Source organism: Streptomyces sp. SJL17-4 (assembly GCF_036826855.1).
In the GTDB taxonomy this organism is placed as follows: Bacteria; Actinomycetota; Actinomycetes; order Streptomycetales; family Streptomycetaceae; genus Streptomyces.
In genome coordinates, this window is the sequence record NZ_CP104578.1 from 1425892 (window position 1) to 1441292 (window position 15401).

General features: G+C 72.4%; 14 protein-coding genes. All 14 read right to left on the reverse strand.

The genetic code is table 11. The features are described 5' to 3' along the window. Positions 1-7: 7 nt before the first annotated feature. Complete coding sequence (locus tag N5875_RS06335) at positions 8-667, reverse strand: 1-hydroxy-2-methyl-2-butenyl 4-diphosphate reductase (protein WP_338492179.1); 660 nt, start codon at positions 665-667, stop codon at positions 8-10. Continuing rightward, positions 667-2694 carry a squalene--hopene cyclase gene (shc, locus tag N5875_RS06340; protein ID WP_318209670.1) on the reverse strand — a complete coding sequence of 676 codons (2028 nt, stop codon included), beginning with the start codon at positions 2692-2694 and terminating at the stop codon, positions 667-669. Before shc ends, N5875_RS06335 begins: the two co-directional genes overlap by 1 nt. A gap of 107 nt (positions 2695-2801) precedes the next feature. Next, positions 2802-3902, reverse strand: a complete 1101-nt coding sequence (locus tag N5875_RS06345; protein ID WP_318209671.1) for a polyprenyl synthetase family protein — start codon at positions 3900-3902, stop codon at positions 2802-2804. Next, the gene (hpnE, locus tag N5875_RS06350) at positions 3899-5299 is read right to left on the reverse strand and encodes a hydroxysqualene dehydroxylase HpnE (RefSeq protein ID WP_338492181.1); all 1401 of its coding nucleotides are present in this window, start codon (positions 5297-5299) and stop codon (positions 3899-3901) included. Before hpnE ends, N5875_RS06345 begins: the two co-directional genes overlap by 4 nt. 148 nt (positions 5300-5447) lie before the next feature. Next, complete coding sequence (hpnD, locus tag N5875_RS06355) at positions 5448-6398, reverse strand: presqualene diphosphate synthase HpnD (RefSeq protein WP_318209673.1); 951 nt, start codon at positions 6396-6398, stop codon at positions 5448-5450. After that, positions 6395-7306, reverse strand: coding sequence for a squalene synthase HpnC (gene hpnC, locus N5875_RS06360; protein ID WP_318209674.1), 912 nt, complete (start codon positions 7304-7306; stop codon positions 6395-6397). The genes hpnD and hpnC overlap by 4 nt, the downstream gene beginning before the upstream one ends. Positions 7307-7619: 313 nt before the next feature. After that, positions 7620-8267: a TetR/AcrR family transcriptional regulator gene (locus N5875_RS06365; protein ID WP_318209675.1), complete on the reverse strand. Its 648-nt coding sequence runs from the start codon at positions 8265-8267 to the stop codon at positions 7620-7622. Positions 8268-8392: 125 nt separating this feature from the next. Beyond that, entirely contained in the window at positions 8393-9190 is a 798-nt protein-coding gene (locus tag N5875_RS06370) for an ABC transporter ATP-binding protein (protein ID WP_318209676.1), read from the reverse strand. Further along, positions 9183-10112: an ABC transporter permease gene (locus N5875_RS06375; RefSeq protein WP_318209677.1), complete on the reverse strand. Its 930-nt coding sequence runs from the start codon at positions 10110-10112 to the stop codon at positions 9183-9185. The genes N5875_RS06370 and N5875_RS06375 overlap by 8 nt, the downstream gene beginning before the upstream one ends. 49 nt (positions 10113-10161) lie before the next feature. After that, positions 10162-11007, reverse strand: a complete 846-nt coding sequence (locus N5875_RS06380; RefSeq protein WP_318209798.1) for a glycosyltransferase — start codon at positions 11005-11007, stop codon at positions 10162-10164. A 47-nt stretch (positions 11008-11054) separates the two neighbouring features. Next, entirely contained in the window at positions 11055-11834 is a 780-nt protein-coding gene (locus N5875_RS06385; RefSeq protein WP_318209678.1) for a CDP-alcohol phosphatidyltransferase family protein, read from the reverse strand. Beyond that, a complete protein-coding gene (locus N5875_RS06390; RefSeq protein ID WP_338492184.1) occupies positions 11812-12873 on the reverse strand; it encodes an iron-containing alcohol dehydrogenase family protein in 1062 nt (353 codons plus the stop codon). Before N5875_RS06390 ends, N5875_RS06385 begins: the two co-directional genes overlap by 23 nt. Beyond that, positions 12861-13598 carry a phosphocholine cytidylyltransferase family protein gene (locus N5875_RS06395; protein WP_318209680.1) on the reverse strand — a complete coding sequence of 246 codons (738 nt, stop codon included), beginning with the start codon at positions 13596-13598 and terminating at the stop codon, positions 12861-12863. Before N5875_RS06395 ends, N5875_RS06390 begins: the two co-directional genes overlap by 13 nt. Continuing rightward, positions 13595-15391: a DUF5941 domain-containing protein gene (locus N5875_RS06400; protein WP_318209799.1), complete on the reverse strand. Its 1797-nt coding sequence runs from the start codon at positions 15389-15391 to the stop codon at positions 13595-13597. Before N5875_RS06400 ends, N5875_RS06395 begins: the two co-directional genes overlap by 4 nt. Positions 15392-15401 lie beyond the last annotated feature (10 nt).

The following is a 15401-nucleotide window of genomic DNA, read 5'->3' on the forward strand; positions in this document are numbered from 1 at the left end:
AACTCGCTCACCTCCTGGGGAGCAGCAAAGAACGGTGCCATTCGAAGAATGCGGGAAGGACGGCACGAAGAACACGGAAGGCCGATATTCCCCCGCGTACCGTGCCGATCCGGACCAGTTCATGTTCTGGAGCGTCCACGACCACCCGGACGGCCGCAACCGGGCGGGCGTCCGGCCCGGGACCGCCGCGGGCGGTCCCCAGCGTCGCGGCGGACTCCATGTCGACGGCGATGGCGCCGGTGGCCCGCAGCGCGGCCCGCTCCGGGCCGCGCACCACGTGGTCGGAGCCGGTCAGCGGCCCGGTGTGGACGGCCCGCCCGGGTACGGCCCTGACCAGGGCCTTCACCAGGAGCTCGGTCCCGGTGCAGGAGATCGTGCCGTCGGGACCGCGGGTCTCGTCGGCGACGATCAGGTCGCCCGGGTGCATCCCCGGCGCGAGCCCCGCGCAGAAGCCGGAGGCGATGACGGCGGCGTCCTGCCATCCGTGCTCGCCGAGGGCCCGGGAGACGGCCCGGCGGGCCCGGTCGGGCCCCATGCCCGTACGGAGCACGGTGACGGGCCCGGAGGCGCCGGCCCGGTCGCCGCTGCGCAGGGCGAGCTGCTCGATGCCGAGGGCGCAGGCGATCAGCAGCGGCGGTGGGGCGCCGGGGCCCGGCTCGCGCCCCATCAGCGGGCCTTGCCGGGCGAGGGCTCCCCGTACACGTAGCGTCCGAGCGCCGTGAGCGGGAAGACCTGACGGTAGAGGTGGTAGTTGATCGAGAAGTCCCAGGGGAAGCCGGTGCCCGTGAAGTACGGCTCGTCCCAGGAGCCGTCCTCGCGCTGGGTCTCGGCCAGCCAGGCGACGCCCCGCCGGACGGGTTCGGAGTCCCGCTCGCCGGCCGCCAGGAGGGCGATCAGCGCCCAGGCGGTCTGGGAGGCGGTGGAGGCGCCGCGCCCGATCCACTCCTCGTCGTGGTACGAGCGGAGGTCCTCGCCCCAGCCGCCGTCCTCGTTCTGGACGGACCCGAGCCAGCGGACGGCCCGGCGGACGGCCGGATGGGAGACGGGGAGGCCGGCCGCGGTGAGCGCGGGGAGCACCGAGCCGGTGCCGTACACGTGGTTGACGCCCCAGCGGCCGAACCAGGCGCCGTTCGGCTCCTGTGCGGCGAGCAGCCAGTCGATTCCCCTGCGGGTACGCGGGTCCTCGGCCAGTCCCTCGAAGGCGAGCATCTCCACCACATGCGCGGTCACGTCGGCGGAGGGCGGGTCGATCACCTCGCCGAAGTCGCAGAACGGCAGCTTGTTGGGGAGGACGCTGGTGTTGTCGGCGTCGAAGGCGCCCCAGGCGCCGCCCTTCGACTGCATACCGAGCGTCCACCGCGCGCCGCGGGCGACGGCCGCCTCCAGCCGCGCGGGGTCGGGGTGCCTGACCCTGCGGAAGGCGAGGAGGACCTCGGCGGTGTCGTCGATGTCGGGGTAGTTGTCGTTGTGGAACTCGAACGCCCAGCCGCCCGGGGGCAGTCCGGGCCGCCGTACGGCCCAGTCCCCGGTCCGGGTGATCTCCTCGTCGAGCATCCAGTCGACGGCCTTCACCAGGGCCGGGTGGTCGGGTGCGAGACCGGCGTCGGCCAGCGCGATGGTGGCGAGGCAGGTGTCCCAGACGGGCGACTGGCAGGCCTCGATCATCCGCGAGCCGTCCTCGCGCCACACGGCGAACCGGTCGAGCGACGCGAGTCCGGCCCGCATGACGGGATGCTGGAGGTCGTAGCCGAGGAGGTGGAGGGCGATGACCGAGTAGACGGCGGGGGGCTGGATGCCGCCCCAGCAGCCGTCGTTCTCCTGGCGCTCGATGATCCAGCGCGCGGCCTGGTTCATCGCGGTCCTGCGCACGGCGCGCGGCGCCACCCGGTGGTAGACGTGCAGCGCCTTGTCGAGGCGCTGGAAGAGCCCGTCCCAGCCGGTGACCGGGGCGAGCGGCCGGGGCGGGCTGGGCAGGTCCGGGTCGGTGTGCAGCTCGTCGAGCGGAAAGGGCGCGGGCCGGACCGGGCGCTTCGCGGAGACCACGGTGAGCGGCACGATGGTCTGCCGGGCCCAGCAGCCGAAGTCGTAGATGTTGAGCGGGAACCACTTGGGCAGGAAGAGCAGTTCCGGGGGCAGCTCGGGCAGGTCCTCCCAGCGCCACCAGCCGAAGAGGGCGAGCCAGATCCTGGTGAAGACCCGGGCGGAGGCGATGCCGCCGCCCGCGCGGACCCAGGCGGAGGCCCGGGCCATGTGCGGGGCCTCGGGCGGGTCCCCGGCGAGCCGCAGGGCCACATAGGCCTCGACGGTGGCGGAGAGGTCGCCGGGCCCGCCGTAGAAGGTGGCCCAGGCGCCGTCCTCGCGCTGTTGGCGGCGGATGTGGAGGGCCGCGGCGTGCGTGGTGTCGGCGTCGAGGATGCCCAGGAACTGGCGGAGGAGGAGGTCCTCGGCGTCCATGGTGACGTTGGTCTCCAGGTCGCCCTTCCACCAGCCCTCGGGGTCCTGTCGGGCGAGCAGATGCCCGGCGGCCCGTTCCGCCGCCCGCGTGGCGGCCCCTTCGAGGCCGGACGCGTCGGGCGGGGCGGCCCCGCCGGGTCCCGGCGCGGCGACACCACCGTGTCGGGGCTCGTTCGTCGTGCTGGCCGCGGCTGCCCGGGGGCCCACGGCCCCGGCGCTTCCGTCGGTCGTCGCTGTCATGGCTTCCCCTTTGCGCAGTCGGTTGCTTCTGCTTCTACGGGTCTGCCGTCGGCCGGCGCCGGGTGGCACCGGCCGGCGACCGCGAACTCATATCAGGGTGATGGTGATCATCTCTTCCGTACGACGACGAAGTCGGCCAGCGCGGTGAGCTGCGCCCGCACCCGGGCGGGCATGTCCACCTCGTCGAGGGCCTCGATCGCGATCGTGTGCTGGCGGCGGGCCTCCTGGGAGGTCCACTCGCGTCCTCCGGCCTCCTCGATGAGGGCCGCGCGGGTGGCGAACTCCTCCTCGGAGAAGGTGTCGAAGTCATTGGACTTGGCGTCCGCGGCGAGCAGTTCGCCGAGCCGCTCGGAGGCGGGGCCGCCGGCGGCGAGGGCGGCGACGACCGGCAGGGACTTCTTGCGCTGGCGCAGATCGCTCCAGGTCTGCTTGCCGGTGGCCTCCGGGTCGCCCCAGATGCCGAGCAGGTCGTCGACGGCCTGGAAGGCGAGCCCGAGGTGGTACCCGTACTCCTCCAGCTTGTCGGCGGTGCGGTCGTCGGCCCCGCCGAGGACGGCGCCGATGGAGACCGCGCAGGCCAGCAGGGCGCCGGTCTTGTTGCCCTCCATCTCCAGGCACTCCTCGACGGTGACCCGCTCGCGGTGCTCGTAGGAGATGTCCTGTGCCTGGCCGTCGATGAGCTTGCGGCTGGCGGTGGTGAGCCGGCGGGTCGCCCGGCCGGCCTCCACCGTGCCGAGCTCCAGCAGGATCTCGTTGGCCAGGGCGAACAGGGCGTCGCCGACCAGGATGGCCTGCGCGGGGCCGTGCACCTTCCACACGGTGTCGCGGTGGCGGCGCTGCTCGTCCCCGTCCATCAGGTCGTCGTGCAGCAGCGAGAAGTTGTGGACGAGCTCCACGGCGACGGCGCCGGGGATCCCGACCTCGGGGGCGACGCCCGCGGCCTCGGCCGACAGCAGGGCGAGCGCGGGGCGGACGGCCTTGCCGCTGTCCCCCTCCGTGGGGTTGCCCTGCGCGTCGATCCAGCCGAAGTGGTAGGCGGCCACGGTGTCCATGGGCGGCGCGAGGCGGTCGACGGCCGCCCGCAGTACGGGGGTGGACAGGGTCCGCCCCCGCTCCAGCAGTGCGGACACGTCCGCGGTGTCGACGGCCGGATTACCCGGCGGCACAGTCGGCACGGTCTCTCCTCTTGTTCCGGTACTCACACTCATGCCGCCTCCTGCAGCGGATGGTCATGGCGGCGGCCGAGGGCGGAGAGCGCGGCACCCGCGGCGCTGAAACCACTGCGGACGGCACCCTCCATGGTCGCGGGCCAGCCGGTGGCGGTCCAGGCCCCGGCCAGGAAGAGGCCCGGTGCCTGGGTGCGGGCGCCGGGGCGGAGCCGGCCGACGCCCGGGGTGGGGGCGAACGTGGCCGTCCGCTCCCTGGTGACGAAGAAGTCGCGGATCCCGGCGCCGCGCGCGGCGGGCAGCAGCCGCTCCAGCTCGGGGAGGTACGTGGCGCGCAGGGCGGCGACGGGTTCGTCGATCTCGTCCTGGGCTGCGGACTGGGAGACGGCGAGGTACTGGCCGCCGCCGGTGAGTCCGGAGGAGTCGGTGCGGTCGAAGACCCACTGCACCGGGGAGCCGAGAGCGGTGAAGAACGGCCGCTTCAGCACCTTGCGGTCGTAGACCACGTGCAGGTTGAGGATGGGCGCGGTGGCGATGTCGAGGAGCCGGTCGGGGTCGTCGAGGGCGCCCTCGGGCAGCAGGCCGTGGGTCTCCTCCTGCGGTACGGCGAGGACGACGGCGTCCGCGACGAGCGTCTCGCCGGGTACGTCGACGGCCCAATGCCCGTCGTCGGTACGGGAGATCCGCTCGGCCTTGGTGCGGAGCGCGGTGCGCACCCCGAGGGCGTCGAGCTCCTTCGCGGCCCGGGTGTCGTGGAGTTCGCCGAGCGGGACGTGGGCCCAGCCGATGTCGGCGGCGCCCGGCTCGGAGAGGAGACCGGTCTTGAAGACCATGGCGGCCAGCCCCATGGAGGCCTGTGGGGCGGGGGCGTTGAGGGTGGGGATGCCGACCAGGTCCCAGAGGGCGTCGACGGTCCGCGGGGACTGCCCGTGCCGGCCGAGCCAGGTGGCGAAGTCGATGCCGTCGAGCGCCGGGTCGGCGGGGTCGAGCTTCTTCAGGGCGAGGGCGGCACGGCCGACGGAGGCCCGCTCGGCGAGCGAGAGGTGCGGGTAGGTCGCGAGGCTGCGCGCCAGGTGCAGCGGTACGGGGAGGTTGTCGCGGCGGATCCGGCCGAGCCGCGGCCCGCGCGGGTGCCCGACGTCGAGGACGGGGACGTCGAGGCGGTCCTGGAGGGGGGCGAGCCGGGCTGCGTCGACCCGGTCGAGGAACCAGCGGTAGGCGGTGCAGCAGCGCAGGTAGACGTGCTGGCCGTTGTCGACGGTGAGGTCGCCCCGGCGGAAGGAGAAGGCGAGGCCGCCGAGCCGGGGCCTGCCCTCCAGGAGGGTGACGCCGACTCCGGCGTCGGCGAGCTGGAGGGCCGCGGTGATCCCGGCGAGCCCGCCGCCGACGACGACGGCCTGCGGCTGCCGGGTGTGCTGCCCGGTTCCTTCGTGGGTCACACGGCCTCCGATCGGGTCGGCACGGAAAGGGTCGGCGCGGAAAGGGTCGACGTGGTCGGGGCTGCCGCGGCCCGGGCCGCCCACGGCAGGGACGCCGGTGCGGCACCCGAGGTTGCCCGGCGGGCGGGGGCGGCGGCGTACGGACGCATCAGGCACGCCTCCTGACGGCGCGCCGGGCGACGGTGCGGGTGTCCAGGCCCGAGAGGCCACGCACCGCGACGTACGCCTTCTCGCGGCCCGGCAGCGAGACGCGGCCGCGCAGCACGGCCTCGGGGTCGCGTTCGATCCGGTCGAGGAGACGGCGGTAGATGCCGGCCATGGCGGCGACACAGGCGCCGCTGCGCCGGTCGAGCATGGGCAGCAGCCGGTAGCCCTCCGCGAACAGGGCGCGGGCGCGCCGCACTTCGAAGTGGACGAGCCCGGCGAAGTCGGCGCCGGCGGGCGGCTTCTCGCCGCCGAAGCCCTCGCCGCAGCCGAACTTGGCGAGGTCGTCGGCGGGCAGATAGGTCCGCCCGTTCCCGGCGTCCTCGCGTACGTCCCTGAGGATGTTGGTGAGTTGGAGCGCGAGGCCCAGGGTGTCGGCGTACTCGGGTGCGCGGTCGGCGCCCGGGGCGCCGGGCTGGGTGCCGAAGACGCCGAGGGAGATCCGGCCGATCGCCCCGGCGACGCAGCGACAGTAGACCTTGAGGTCGTCCCAGGTCTCGTAGGTCGCGCCGTGCACGTCCATGAGGACGCCGTCGATGAGTTCGTCGAGGCCGCCGAGCGGGATCGGGAAGCGGCGGGCCGAGTCGGCGAGGGCGACGGCGACGGGGTCGGTGTCGTCCTCGTCGACCTTCCCGTCGCGGATCCGGTCGAGCAGGGCGCGGGTGGCCTCCAGGCGTTCCTGCTTGGCCTCGGGCGCGAGGGTGCCGTCTCCGATGTCGTCGACGCGCCGGGAGAACGCGTACAGAGCGGACATCGCCTGGCGCTTCTCGGTCGGCAGCAGCCGGATTCCGTAGGCGAAGTTCCGCGCCTGCTGTCCGGTGACCGCCTCGCAGTAGCTGTAGGCGGCCTGGACCGGTGCGGACGGCTGGGGCTGTGCCTCCACGGTCGCGCTCACCCCTCTCTCCGCGCCCGGAGCAGAACCGCTCCCGCCTGGCGCATCAGGCTCGGCTTGGTGGCCTTCGGTGGGCCGGTCAGCACGTCGTATCCGGCGTCGGTGATCGCGTCGAGTGCCGCGAGTCCCCCGGCGGTGAAGCCCGCCAGGAGGAGGCGGAGCCGGCCGTGGACGCTGCCGACGAGCGGGGCGCCCGCGTGGAGCAGCTCGCGGGCCCGCTCGGCCTCGAAGGCGATCAGGGCACGGACCGAGGCTCCCGCGGTGGGCCGGGCGAGGTCGTCCTCGGTGACGTGGAACCGCTTGAGGTCCTCGGCGGGGAGGTAGACGCGGTCGTCGGCGAGGTCCTCGGCGACGTCCTGGAGGTGCTCGACGATCTGGAGGGCGGTGCAGATCTCGTCGGAGCGCCTGATCCGCTCGGGGGTGTCGGTGCCGGTGATGGCGAGGACGAGCCGCCCGACGGGGTTGGCGGAGAGCTCGCAGTACGCGAGGAGGTCGTCGTAGGTCTCGTAGCGGCCGACCTGCTGGTCCTGGCGGTTGGCGGCGATCAGGCCGAGGAACGGCTCGGGGGTGAGCCCGCACCGGCGCACGGTCGGCAGCAGGCCCTGGAGGAGGGGGTGACGCGGGGTGCCGTCGAAGACGCGGTGGAGGTCGGCCTCGAAGGCGTCGAGGAAGGCGAGCCGGTCCTGCGCCGTCGCCGGGTCGAGACCGAGGTGGCGCGCGTCGGCGCCACCGGGGGCGAGGTCGCCGTCTCCGATGTCGTCGACGAGGCGGGCGAAGCCGTAGACGGCCATCAGGTCGTCCCGCCAGGCCCGGGGCAGGAAGAAGGGCGCCACGGGGAAGTTCTCGTCCGCGGCCTTGCCGAGGGTGGCGCGCGAGGAGGCGTCGGTGCGCGCCTGCCGGGTGTCCGTCACAGGTCACTGCCCGACGGAGGGACGGCGAGACCCTCGTGGAGCTGGAGATTCTGCGTCATGGCCGTCACGTCTCCCGTTCTACACTGCCGAGTCAATCCATCCTATTTCGGACACGCCGCCGACCCCTGCCCGTAGAGCCGCCGCATGGAGGCCCGATGGTCGTGGGGTATCGCCCTACTTGCCGCGAAACAGACCGGTCCAGCTTACGTTGCACGACGACCGTCGCCATTCCGGGGGGCCGGGCGTCCCGGACATCACCCGTACGAGTCGTCAACCCTCCGACACCGTAAGGAAGTTCGGCTTCCCGGTGAGGTCAGAGGGCGCGCGTGCCGGAGACGACCATGGCGAGGGTCGTCTCGACGACGGCGTTCCTGCGCTGCACGGGAAGGCGCCGAAGCGGCCCGTCGAGCAGCAGAAGTGACAGTCCGTGCACGGCCGACCACGCGGCGGCACCCGCGGCCGGACGGACGGCGGGTCGTGGGGTGCCTACGCGGGCGAGGCCCTCAAGGGCGTCCCGGAGCAGGGTGAACGCGCGGACCTCGGGTTCGGGCGCCTGCCGCTCCGGCATCGGCCCGGCCGTTCCGTCCGGGCGGGCCACGCAGAACGCGGCGCGGTAGAGACCGGGCTGGTCGACGGCGAAGCCGACGTACCCCCGGCAGAGGGCGGCGACCCGGCGCTCCGCGGCGAGGGCGGGATCGTCGGCCCCGGGCTCGCGGCCCGCGGCCCGCTCCATGGCGTCGGCGAGGACGCACTGGGCGTGGGTCCTGACGGTGCGGAGGAGTTCGCCCCGTCCGTCGAAGTGCCGGTAGGCGGCGGTCGGCGAGACGCCGACCCGGCGGGCCGCCTCGCGCAGGACGACCCGTTCGGGGCCGCCCTCGGTGGCGAGGTCGACGGCGGCGCAGATCAGCGCGTTGCGCAGATCGCCGTGGTGGTAGGTCTTTCCCCCCGAGATCGCTGCCATGGGCTCATCCTGCCCGATGTTGCCAGCATGAACATTCCAGGTGGCGGCGCGACGCGCGGAAAACGGAAGAGCCCCTACCGGATTTCCGGCAGGGGCTCCTCGCGGGGACTGATGTCCGGCAGGCCCTAGCGGGCGGTCTCCCGCTCGTACGCCCTGAGGACCTCGTCCGTGGGCCCGTCCATCAGGAGCTGGCCCTTCTCCAGCCAGAGCACCCGGTCGCAGGTGTCCCGGATGGACTTGTTGCTGTGGCTCACCAGGAAGACCGTGCCGGCCTCCTTGCGGAGCTCGCGGATGCGCTCCTCGGAGCGGATCTGGAACTTGCGGTCACCGGTCGCCAGCGCCTCGTCGATGAGGAGGACGTCGTGGTTCTTGGCGGCCGCGATGGCGAAGCGGAGCCGGGCGCCCATGCCGGAGGAGTACGTGCGCATGGGCAGGCTGATGAAGTCGCCCTTCTCGTTGATGCCGGAGAAGTCGACGATCCCCTCGTAGCGCGAGCGCACCTCCTCGCGGCTCATGCCCATGGCGAGGCCGCCCAGGATCACGTTGCGCTCGCCGGTGAGGTCGTTCATGAGGGCCGCGTTGACGCCCAGGAGCGAGGGCTGACCGTCCGTGTAGACCTTGCCGCTCTCGGTGGGGAGCAGCCCGGCGACGGCGCGCAGGAGCGTGGACTTGCCGGAGCCGTTGGAGCCGATGAGGCCGATGGCCTCGCCGCGGTAGGCGGTGAAGGTGACGCCGCGGACCGCGTGGACCTTGCGGACGCCCCGGCTGACCTCGGCCTTGCCGCGGCCGACGATCCGACTGAGCGCCGCCGTGGCGCTGCCCTTGCCGCCGCCACCGGTGTTGACCCGGTAGACGATGTGGACGTCGTCGCAGATGACGGTGGGAACCTCGGACCGCTTGGTGTTCGTGTCGGTGTCAGCCACGGCCGTACCTCTCCTCGGCCTTCCAGAAGTAGACGAAGCCGCCGATGCCGAAGACCAGGGCCCAGGCGAGCGCGGTCATCCAGACGTGCGCCGGCAGGTTCTCGGAGCCGTAGCCGTCGATCAGCGCGAACCGGATGAGGTCCATGTAGACGGCCGCCGGGTTGTACATGAGGATGTCGCCGATCCACGCCGGCTTGTCGGCGAGCATCGTGCGGAGCGAGAACATCACGCCGGACGCGTACATCCAGGTGCGCATCACGAACGGCATCAGCTGCGCCAGGTCGGGGGTCTTGGAGCCCATCCTGGCCATGATCATGGCCAGTCCGACGTTGAACACGAACTGGAGGAACAGTCCCGGGATCACCAGCAGCCACCGGAGGGAGGGGTAGCTGCCGAACGAGACCACGATCGCCACGAGCACGATCATCGAGTACAGCAGCTGCTGGAGCTGCTGGAGCGAGAAGGAGATCGGCAGCGAGGCCCGCGGGAAGTGCAGGGCCCTGACCAGGCCCAGGTTCCCGGAGATCGCCCGGACGCCGGCCATGACCGAGCTCTGGGTGAAGGTGAACACGAAGATGCCGGTGACCAGGAACGGGATGTACACGTCCTTGGTCATTCCCTGGCTCGCGCCCAGGATGAGCCCGAAGATCAGGTAGTAGACCAGGGCGTTCAGCAGCGGGGTCGCCACCTGCCACACCTGGCCGAGCTTGGCCTGGCTGTACTGGGCGGTCAGCTTCGCCGAGGAGAACGCCATGATGAAGTGGCGGCGGCTCCACAGCTCACGGACGTACTCGAACAGTCCGGGCCTGGCGCCGCTGACCGAGAGACCGTACTTCGCGGCCAGCGCGGCCGGCGTGAGGCCCTCGTCGACGGACGGGGGCGCGCTCGTCGCGACCGCCCCGCCCTGCTGTGTGTCACTCACAAGTCGAAACTTTCGTGTTCAAGATGCGCGGCACGTCGGTACCACGATGTCAGACGACCGGGGGGCGACCCAGCCGGGTCAGCCGCCACACCGTACGCCACCTCATGGGGCGGCGCGGTCCGCAGGGGGTCTTCCAGCCTTCGCGGAATCCGCCGAACCATGCCTTCAGTGCGGAGAGCGAGGGCCGACGGGCCAGGGTGAGCAGGAGCCAGACGCCGAGATACGCCGGCACCAGGGGCGCGGGCAGATTGCGGCGTGCCAGCCAGACTCGGTTGCGGGCCACGTTGAAGTGGTACGAGGCGTGCCGGGAGGGTGCTGTGGTGGGGTGCAACAGCACCATGTCCGCACGGTAGTCGATCATCCAGTCGGCGTCGAGCGCGCGCCAGGCGAGGTCGGTCTCCTCGTGCGCGTAGAAGAACTCGCCCGGCAGATCGCCGACTTCGGCGAACACCTTGGTGCGGACGGCGTTGGCGCCGCCGAGGAAGGTCGTCACCCGCGAGGAGCGCATCGGGTCGGAGGCGCGGAGCCTCGGCACGTGCCGGCGCTGGGTGACCCCGGTCGCCGGGTCGGCGATCCGGAACGTGATGATGCCGAGGCGCGGGTCGGCGGTGAAGGCCTGCCGGACCAGTTCGGCGGTGTCCGGGTGCGCGAGCCGCCCGTCGTCGTCCAGGAAGAGGAGGACGTCGACGTCGGTGCCGCCGGGGCCGAAGGCCTCGATGCCGATGTTCCGGCCGGCGGGGATGCCGACGTTGTCCGGCAGGTCGACGGTCCGCACCCAGTCGGGCACCCCGGAGACCGGGGTGCCCTGCCCGACGACGACGACCTCGATGCGGTCGCCCTCCTGCTCGGCGACCGAGTCGATCAGCGCGCGCAGGTCGTCGGGGCGGTTGCCCATCGTGATGACGACGGCTCCCACCCTGAGCGGCGTGCTCACGGCCGGCCTCACTTCAGCCTGCTCGAAACCATGATCGATACGAGGTGCAGCACGGTCTGGAGCAGCGCGATGCCGGCGAGGACGGCGACACCGAGACGGCTGAAGAAGAGGTCGCCCCTGACCTGGTCCGCGATGGCCAGGACCACGATCAGCAGGGAGGCCTCGATGCCGAGGACGAGCCGGTGGAACTTCAGCGCACCGGCCGCCCGGCGGGCCAGCGCCATGCCGGAGGAGCGCGGCTCGGAGGCCGACTCCTTGACCGGCGGCAGACCGCCCTGGTGCCGGGCGACGCCGACGAGGTCGGTCTCGGCCTTGATCAGGATGGCGCCGAGGGCGGCCAGGGTGCCGAGGAAGGCCCAGAGCCAGTCGATCCGGCCCGAGCCCCACAGGTCGGCGGCGCGCAGGCCGAAGCCGACGAGCACCGCCGCGTCGCACAGGTAGGCGCCGACCCGGTCCAGGTACACGCCGCCCAGCGAGAACTGCTTCTTCCAGCGGGCCACCTCGCCGTCGACGCAGTCGAGCAGCAGGTAGAGCTGGACCATGAGCGCGCCGAGCAGCGCCCCGGGGATCCCGGGCACCAGCAGGGCCGGTGCCGCGAGGACGCCCGCGAGGGTCATCACGTACGTGAGCTGGTTCGGCGTGATCCTGGTGCCGACGAGCTGCCGGGTGATCCGGAGCGAGATCTCCCGCATGTACAGGCGGCCGCCCCAGTGCTCTCCGCTGCGCCGGTCCTTCACACCCGGGGGGTGGACGACCGGGCGGAGCTCAGCTACCGATGGCTTTGGCATAGTCGGCGTACGCGTCCCTGATCTGGTCGTCGGACAGGTCGAGGTGTTCGAGGATGGTGAAGCGGCCCGGCCGGGTCTGCGGGGCGAAGGACACCGCCTGGACGAACTCGTCCACGGTGAAGCCCATCTCCTCCGGCGTGACGGGGAGGCCGTGCCGGCGCAGTGTCTCGACCATCTGACCGGAGCCGTCGTGGGCTCCGCGCAGGTGCATGGCGAAGGCCGCGCCGAGTCCGCACTGCTCGCCGTGGCTGGCGGCGCGGGTCGGGAAGAGCAGGTCGAACGCGTGGCTGATCTCGTGGCAGGCGCCCGAGGAGGGGCGGCTGTCCCCGCTGATCGACATCGCGATGCCGGACATCACCAGGCCCTCGGAGAGGGTGACGAGGAAGTCGTCGTCGCCGACGCCGCCGGGGTGGCGGAGCACGGCCTCTCCGGCGCTGCGGGCCATGGCGGCCGCGAGGCCGTCGACGGGCTCGCCGGTCACCTCGTGGGAGAGCTCCCAGTCGGCGATGGCGGAGAGGTTGGAGATCGCGTCGCCGATGCCGGAGCGCACGAAGCGGACCGGCGCGTCCCTGATCACGTCCAGGTCGATGAGCAGGGCGATCGGGGTGGGCACACCGTACGAACCCCGGCCGTTGTCGTTGTCCAGGGTCGAGATCGGGGAGCAGATCCCGTCGTGCGAGAGATTGGTGGCGATGGCCACCAGCGGCAGCCCGACCCGGGCCGCCGCGTACTTCGTCACGTCGATGATCTTGCCGCCGCCGAGGGCGACCACGGCGTCGTACCGCTTGCCGCGCATGGCGTCGGCGAGCTTCACGGCCTCGTCGATGGTGCCACCGGAGACCGGGTACCAGTCGGCGCCGGGCAGCTCGGGCGCGAAGTGGTCACGCAGCTTCAGGCCCGAGCCGCTGCTGATCGCGACGGCGATCTTGCCGTTGCTGGAGATCCGCTGGTCCGCGAGGAGCGCGGACAGGTCGTCCAGCGCTCCCCTGCGGATGTCGACGACGACCGGTGAGGGGATCAGTCGGGTCAGTACTGGCACGCGATCTCACGGCCCTTCGCGAGGTCGTCGTGGTTGTCGATCTCGACCCACTTGACGTCACCGATGGGCTCGACGTCGACGGTGAAGCCGCGGTTGACCAGCTCCTGGTAGCCGTCCTCGTAGTACAGGTCGGGGTCGCGCTCGAAGGTGGCCTTGAGGGCGTCGGCGAGCTCCTCGGCGGCCTCGGCCTCGATGAGGGTGACACCGATGTACTCGCCGGTGGCGGTGGCCGGGTCCATCAGCTTGGTGATGCGCTGGACGCCCTTGCCCTCGGCGGTGATGACCTTCATCTCCTCGTCGGCGAGGTTCTTCACCGTGTCGAGGGCGAGGATGATCTTCTTGCCGTCGCCGCGGGCGGCGAGCAGGGTCTTCTCGACGGAGACCGGGTGGACGGTGTCGCCGTTGGCGAGGATCACACCGCGCTTGAGGACCTCACGGGCGCACCACAGGGAGTAGGCGTTGTTCCACTCCTCGGCCTTGTCGTTGTCGACGAGGGTGAGCGTGAGGCCGTACTTCGCCTCCAGGGCCTCCTTGCGGTCGTAGACGGCCTCCTTGCGGTAGCCGACGACGATCGCGACCTCGGTGAGGCCGATCTCGGCGAAGTTCTTCAGCGTGAGGTCGAGGATGGTGGTGTCACCGTCCACGGGCACGAGGGCCTTCGGAAGCGTGTCGGTGTAGGGGCGCAGACGCCGTCCGGCACCGGCTGCCAGAACGAGACCGATCATGCTGTTTCTCCTTCGTCATGTACGGCGGGTGCTGCGGAGGACACCCAGAAACGGATGGACTCCACGAGCACCACAAGCGCGATGGTGACCGCCAGGGCGGTGAGCGCCAGGGTGAAGTCGTTGCCACGGCTCGCCAGCAGGGCGGCGAGGACGGTCACCAGCAACGTGCGGCCCTCGTGACCGCCGATCGTGCGCACCAGCCACGTGGACGGCGCGCCGGTGCCGCCGCGGATGCGGTACACCGTGTCGTAGTGATGGTAGGCGACGGCGGCCACCAGTCCGTAGGCCGCGGGCAATGCCCCGTTCACCTCGGAGCGGGCCGCGAGGATCAGGATCGTGCCGTACTCGGCGGCCCGGAAGAGCGGCGGGAGCAGCCAGTCGAGGGCGCCCTTGAGGGGGCGGGCGACGGCCGCGCCGGCGAACACCACGTAGAAGACGGCGGCGACGACGGTCTGGTCGGACCCGAAGGGGCGGCTCAGGGCCGCGGCGAGCATCGCGCCCGTGGCGATCACCGCGAGGACCAGCGGCGGAAGCATCAGGATGCCGGTGCGGCCGAGGATCCGGTTCGTGAGCGCGGCGAGCGGCCCGGAGTCCGCGAGGTCCGCCAGGGCCTGGGCGGCCCGGTCGGTGCGCTTCGCCTTGCGGGTCAGGGAGCGCAGCACGCGGCCGGCCGTGGTGTAGCAGGCGCCGAAGGCGCAGCCGATGATCAGGGCCCAGAAGACGATCCGCGGGCTGGTGACGGCGGTGAGGACCGCGATCATGGCCCAGCGCTCGCCGATCGGCAGGATGATCATCCGGCGGGCCCAGACGGTCCAGCCGAGGCTGTCGAGCCGGTCGGAGAGCGCCGCGGTGGGGCTGGTGTTGGCGGTCGCGTCGTGGTTGGCCTCGTTGAACGAGAAGTCCACGACGTGCCGGCAGGTCATGAGGATCATCGCGCCGAGCGCGAGGGCCCAGACGTCGTCGCCGTTGCGGGCCGCGCCGAGGGCGAGGCCGGCGTAGAAGGCGTACTCCTTGGCGCGGTCGAAGGTGGCGTCGAGCCAGGCGCCCATCGTCGAGTACTTCAGCGCGTACCGGGCGAGCTGCCCGTCGGTGCAGTCGAGGACGAAGGAGACGAGGAGCAGGACGCCTGCGGCGATGTAGCCGCCGCGCTCGCCGGTCGCCGCGCAGCCGGCCGCGATCAGGGCGGTGAGCAGCGAGGCGGTGGTGACCTGGTTGGGGGTCAGGCCGCGGCGCGCGCACCAGCGGGCGATGTAGCGCGAGTACGGGCTGATGAAGAAGGTGGTGAAGAAGCCGTCGTGGGCCTTCACGGCGGAGCGGAGGCGGACGGCCTCGTCGTCGACGGCGTCCACGGCGGCGCGGGCCTCGTGGCGGGCCTCGGCGTCGGTGGGCACGGTGGCGACGAGGGTGCCGAGCTGGGGCCGGTGCACGGCGACGCCGTCGGCGTCGAGGGCGTCGGCGAGCGTCCCGGTGAGGTCCTCGCCGTCGGTGCCGTCGGCCCCGGCGGCGGTCAGGGCGCGGGCGAGCGCGGGGCGGGCCCCGTTCTGCACGGTGAGCGCGCCGGGTGCGGCGGCCGCGGGGAACCGGGGGTCGGTGAGGGCGAGGCGCAGCGCGTGCACGTGGCCGACGAACCGGGGGTCGACGAGCGCGACGCGCTCGCCCGCGGGGACGGCGGCGAGCAGGGCGCCGGTCTCAGCGGGTCCGGCGGCGGCCTTGACGTCGAAGCCGAGCGACCGCAGATCTCCGTCGAGCGAGGATCCGGGTGCCGGCGGGCCGGTGAGGATGGCGGTCGACAGACGAACTCAC

Bases quoted from the DNA above. Each gene is read 5' to 3' on its own strand.
- N5875_RS06335 (WP_338492179.1), bottom strand. From the start codon at position 667: ATGGGGCGCGAGCCGGGCCCCGGCGCCCCACCGCCGCTGCTGATCGCC.
- N5875_RS06345 (WP_318209671.1), bottom strand. From the start codon at position 3,902: ATGAGTGTGAGTACCGGAACAAGAGGAGAGACCGTGCCGACTGTGCCG.
- N5875_RS06380 (WP_318209798.1), bottom strand. From the start codon at position 11,007: ATGGGCAACCGCCCCGACGACCTGCGCGCGCTGATCGACTCGGTCGCC.
- N5875_RS06395 (WP_318209680.1), bottom strand. From the start codon at position 13,598: ATGATCGGTCTCGTTCTGGCAGCCGGTGCCGGACGGCGTCTGCGCCCC.
- N5875_RS06365 (WP_318209675.1), bottom strand. From the start codon at position 8,267: ATGGCAGCGATCTCGGGGGGAAAGACCTACCACCACGGCGATCTGCGC.
- N5875_RS06385 (WP_318209678.1), bottom strand. From the start codon at position 11,834: ATGCCAAAGCCATCGGTAGCTGAGCTCCGCCCGGTCGTCCACCCCCCG.
- shc (WP_318209670.1), bottom strand. From the start codon at position 2,694: ATGACAGCGACGACCGACGGAAGCGCCGGGGCCGTGGGCCCCCGGGCA.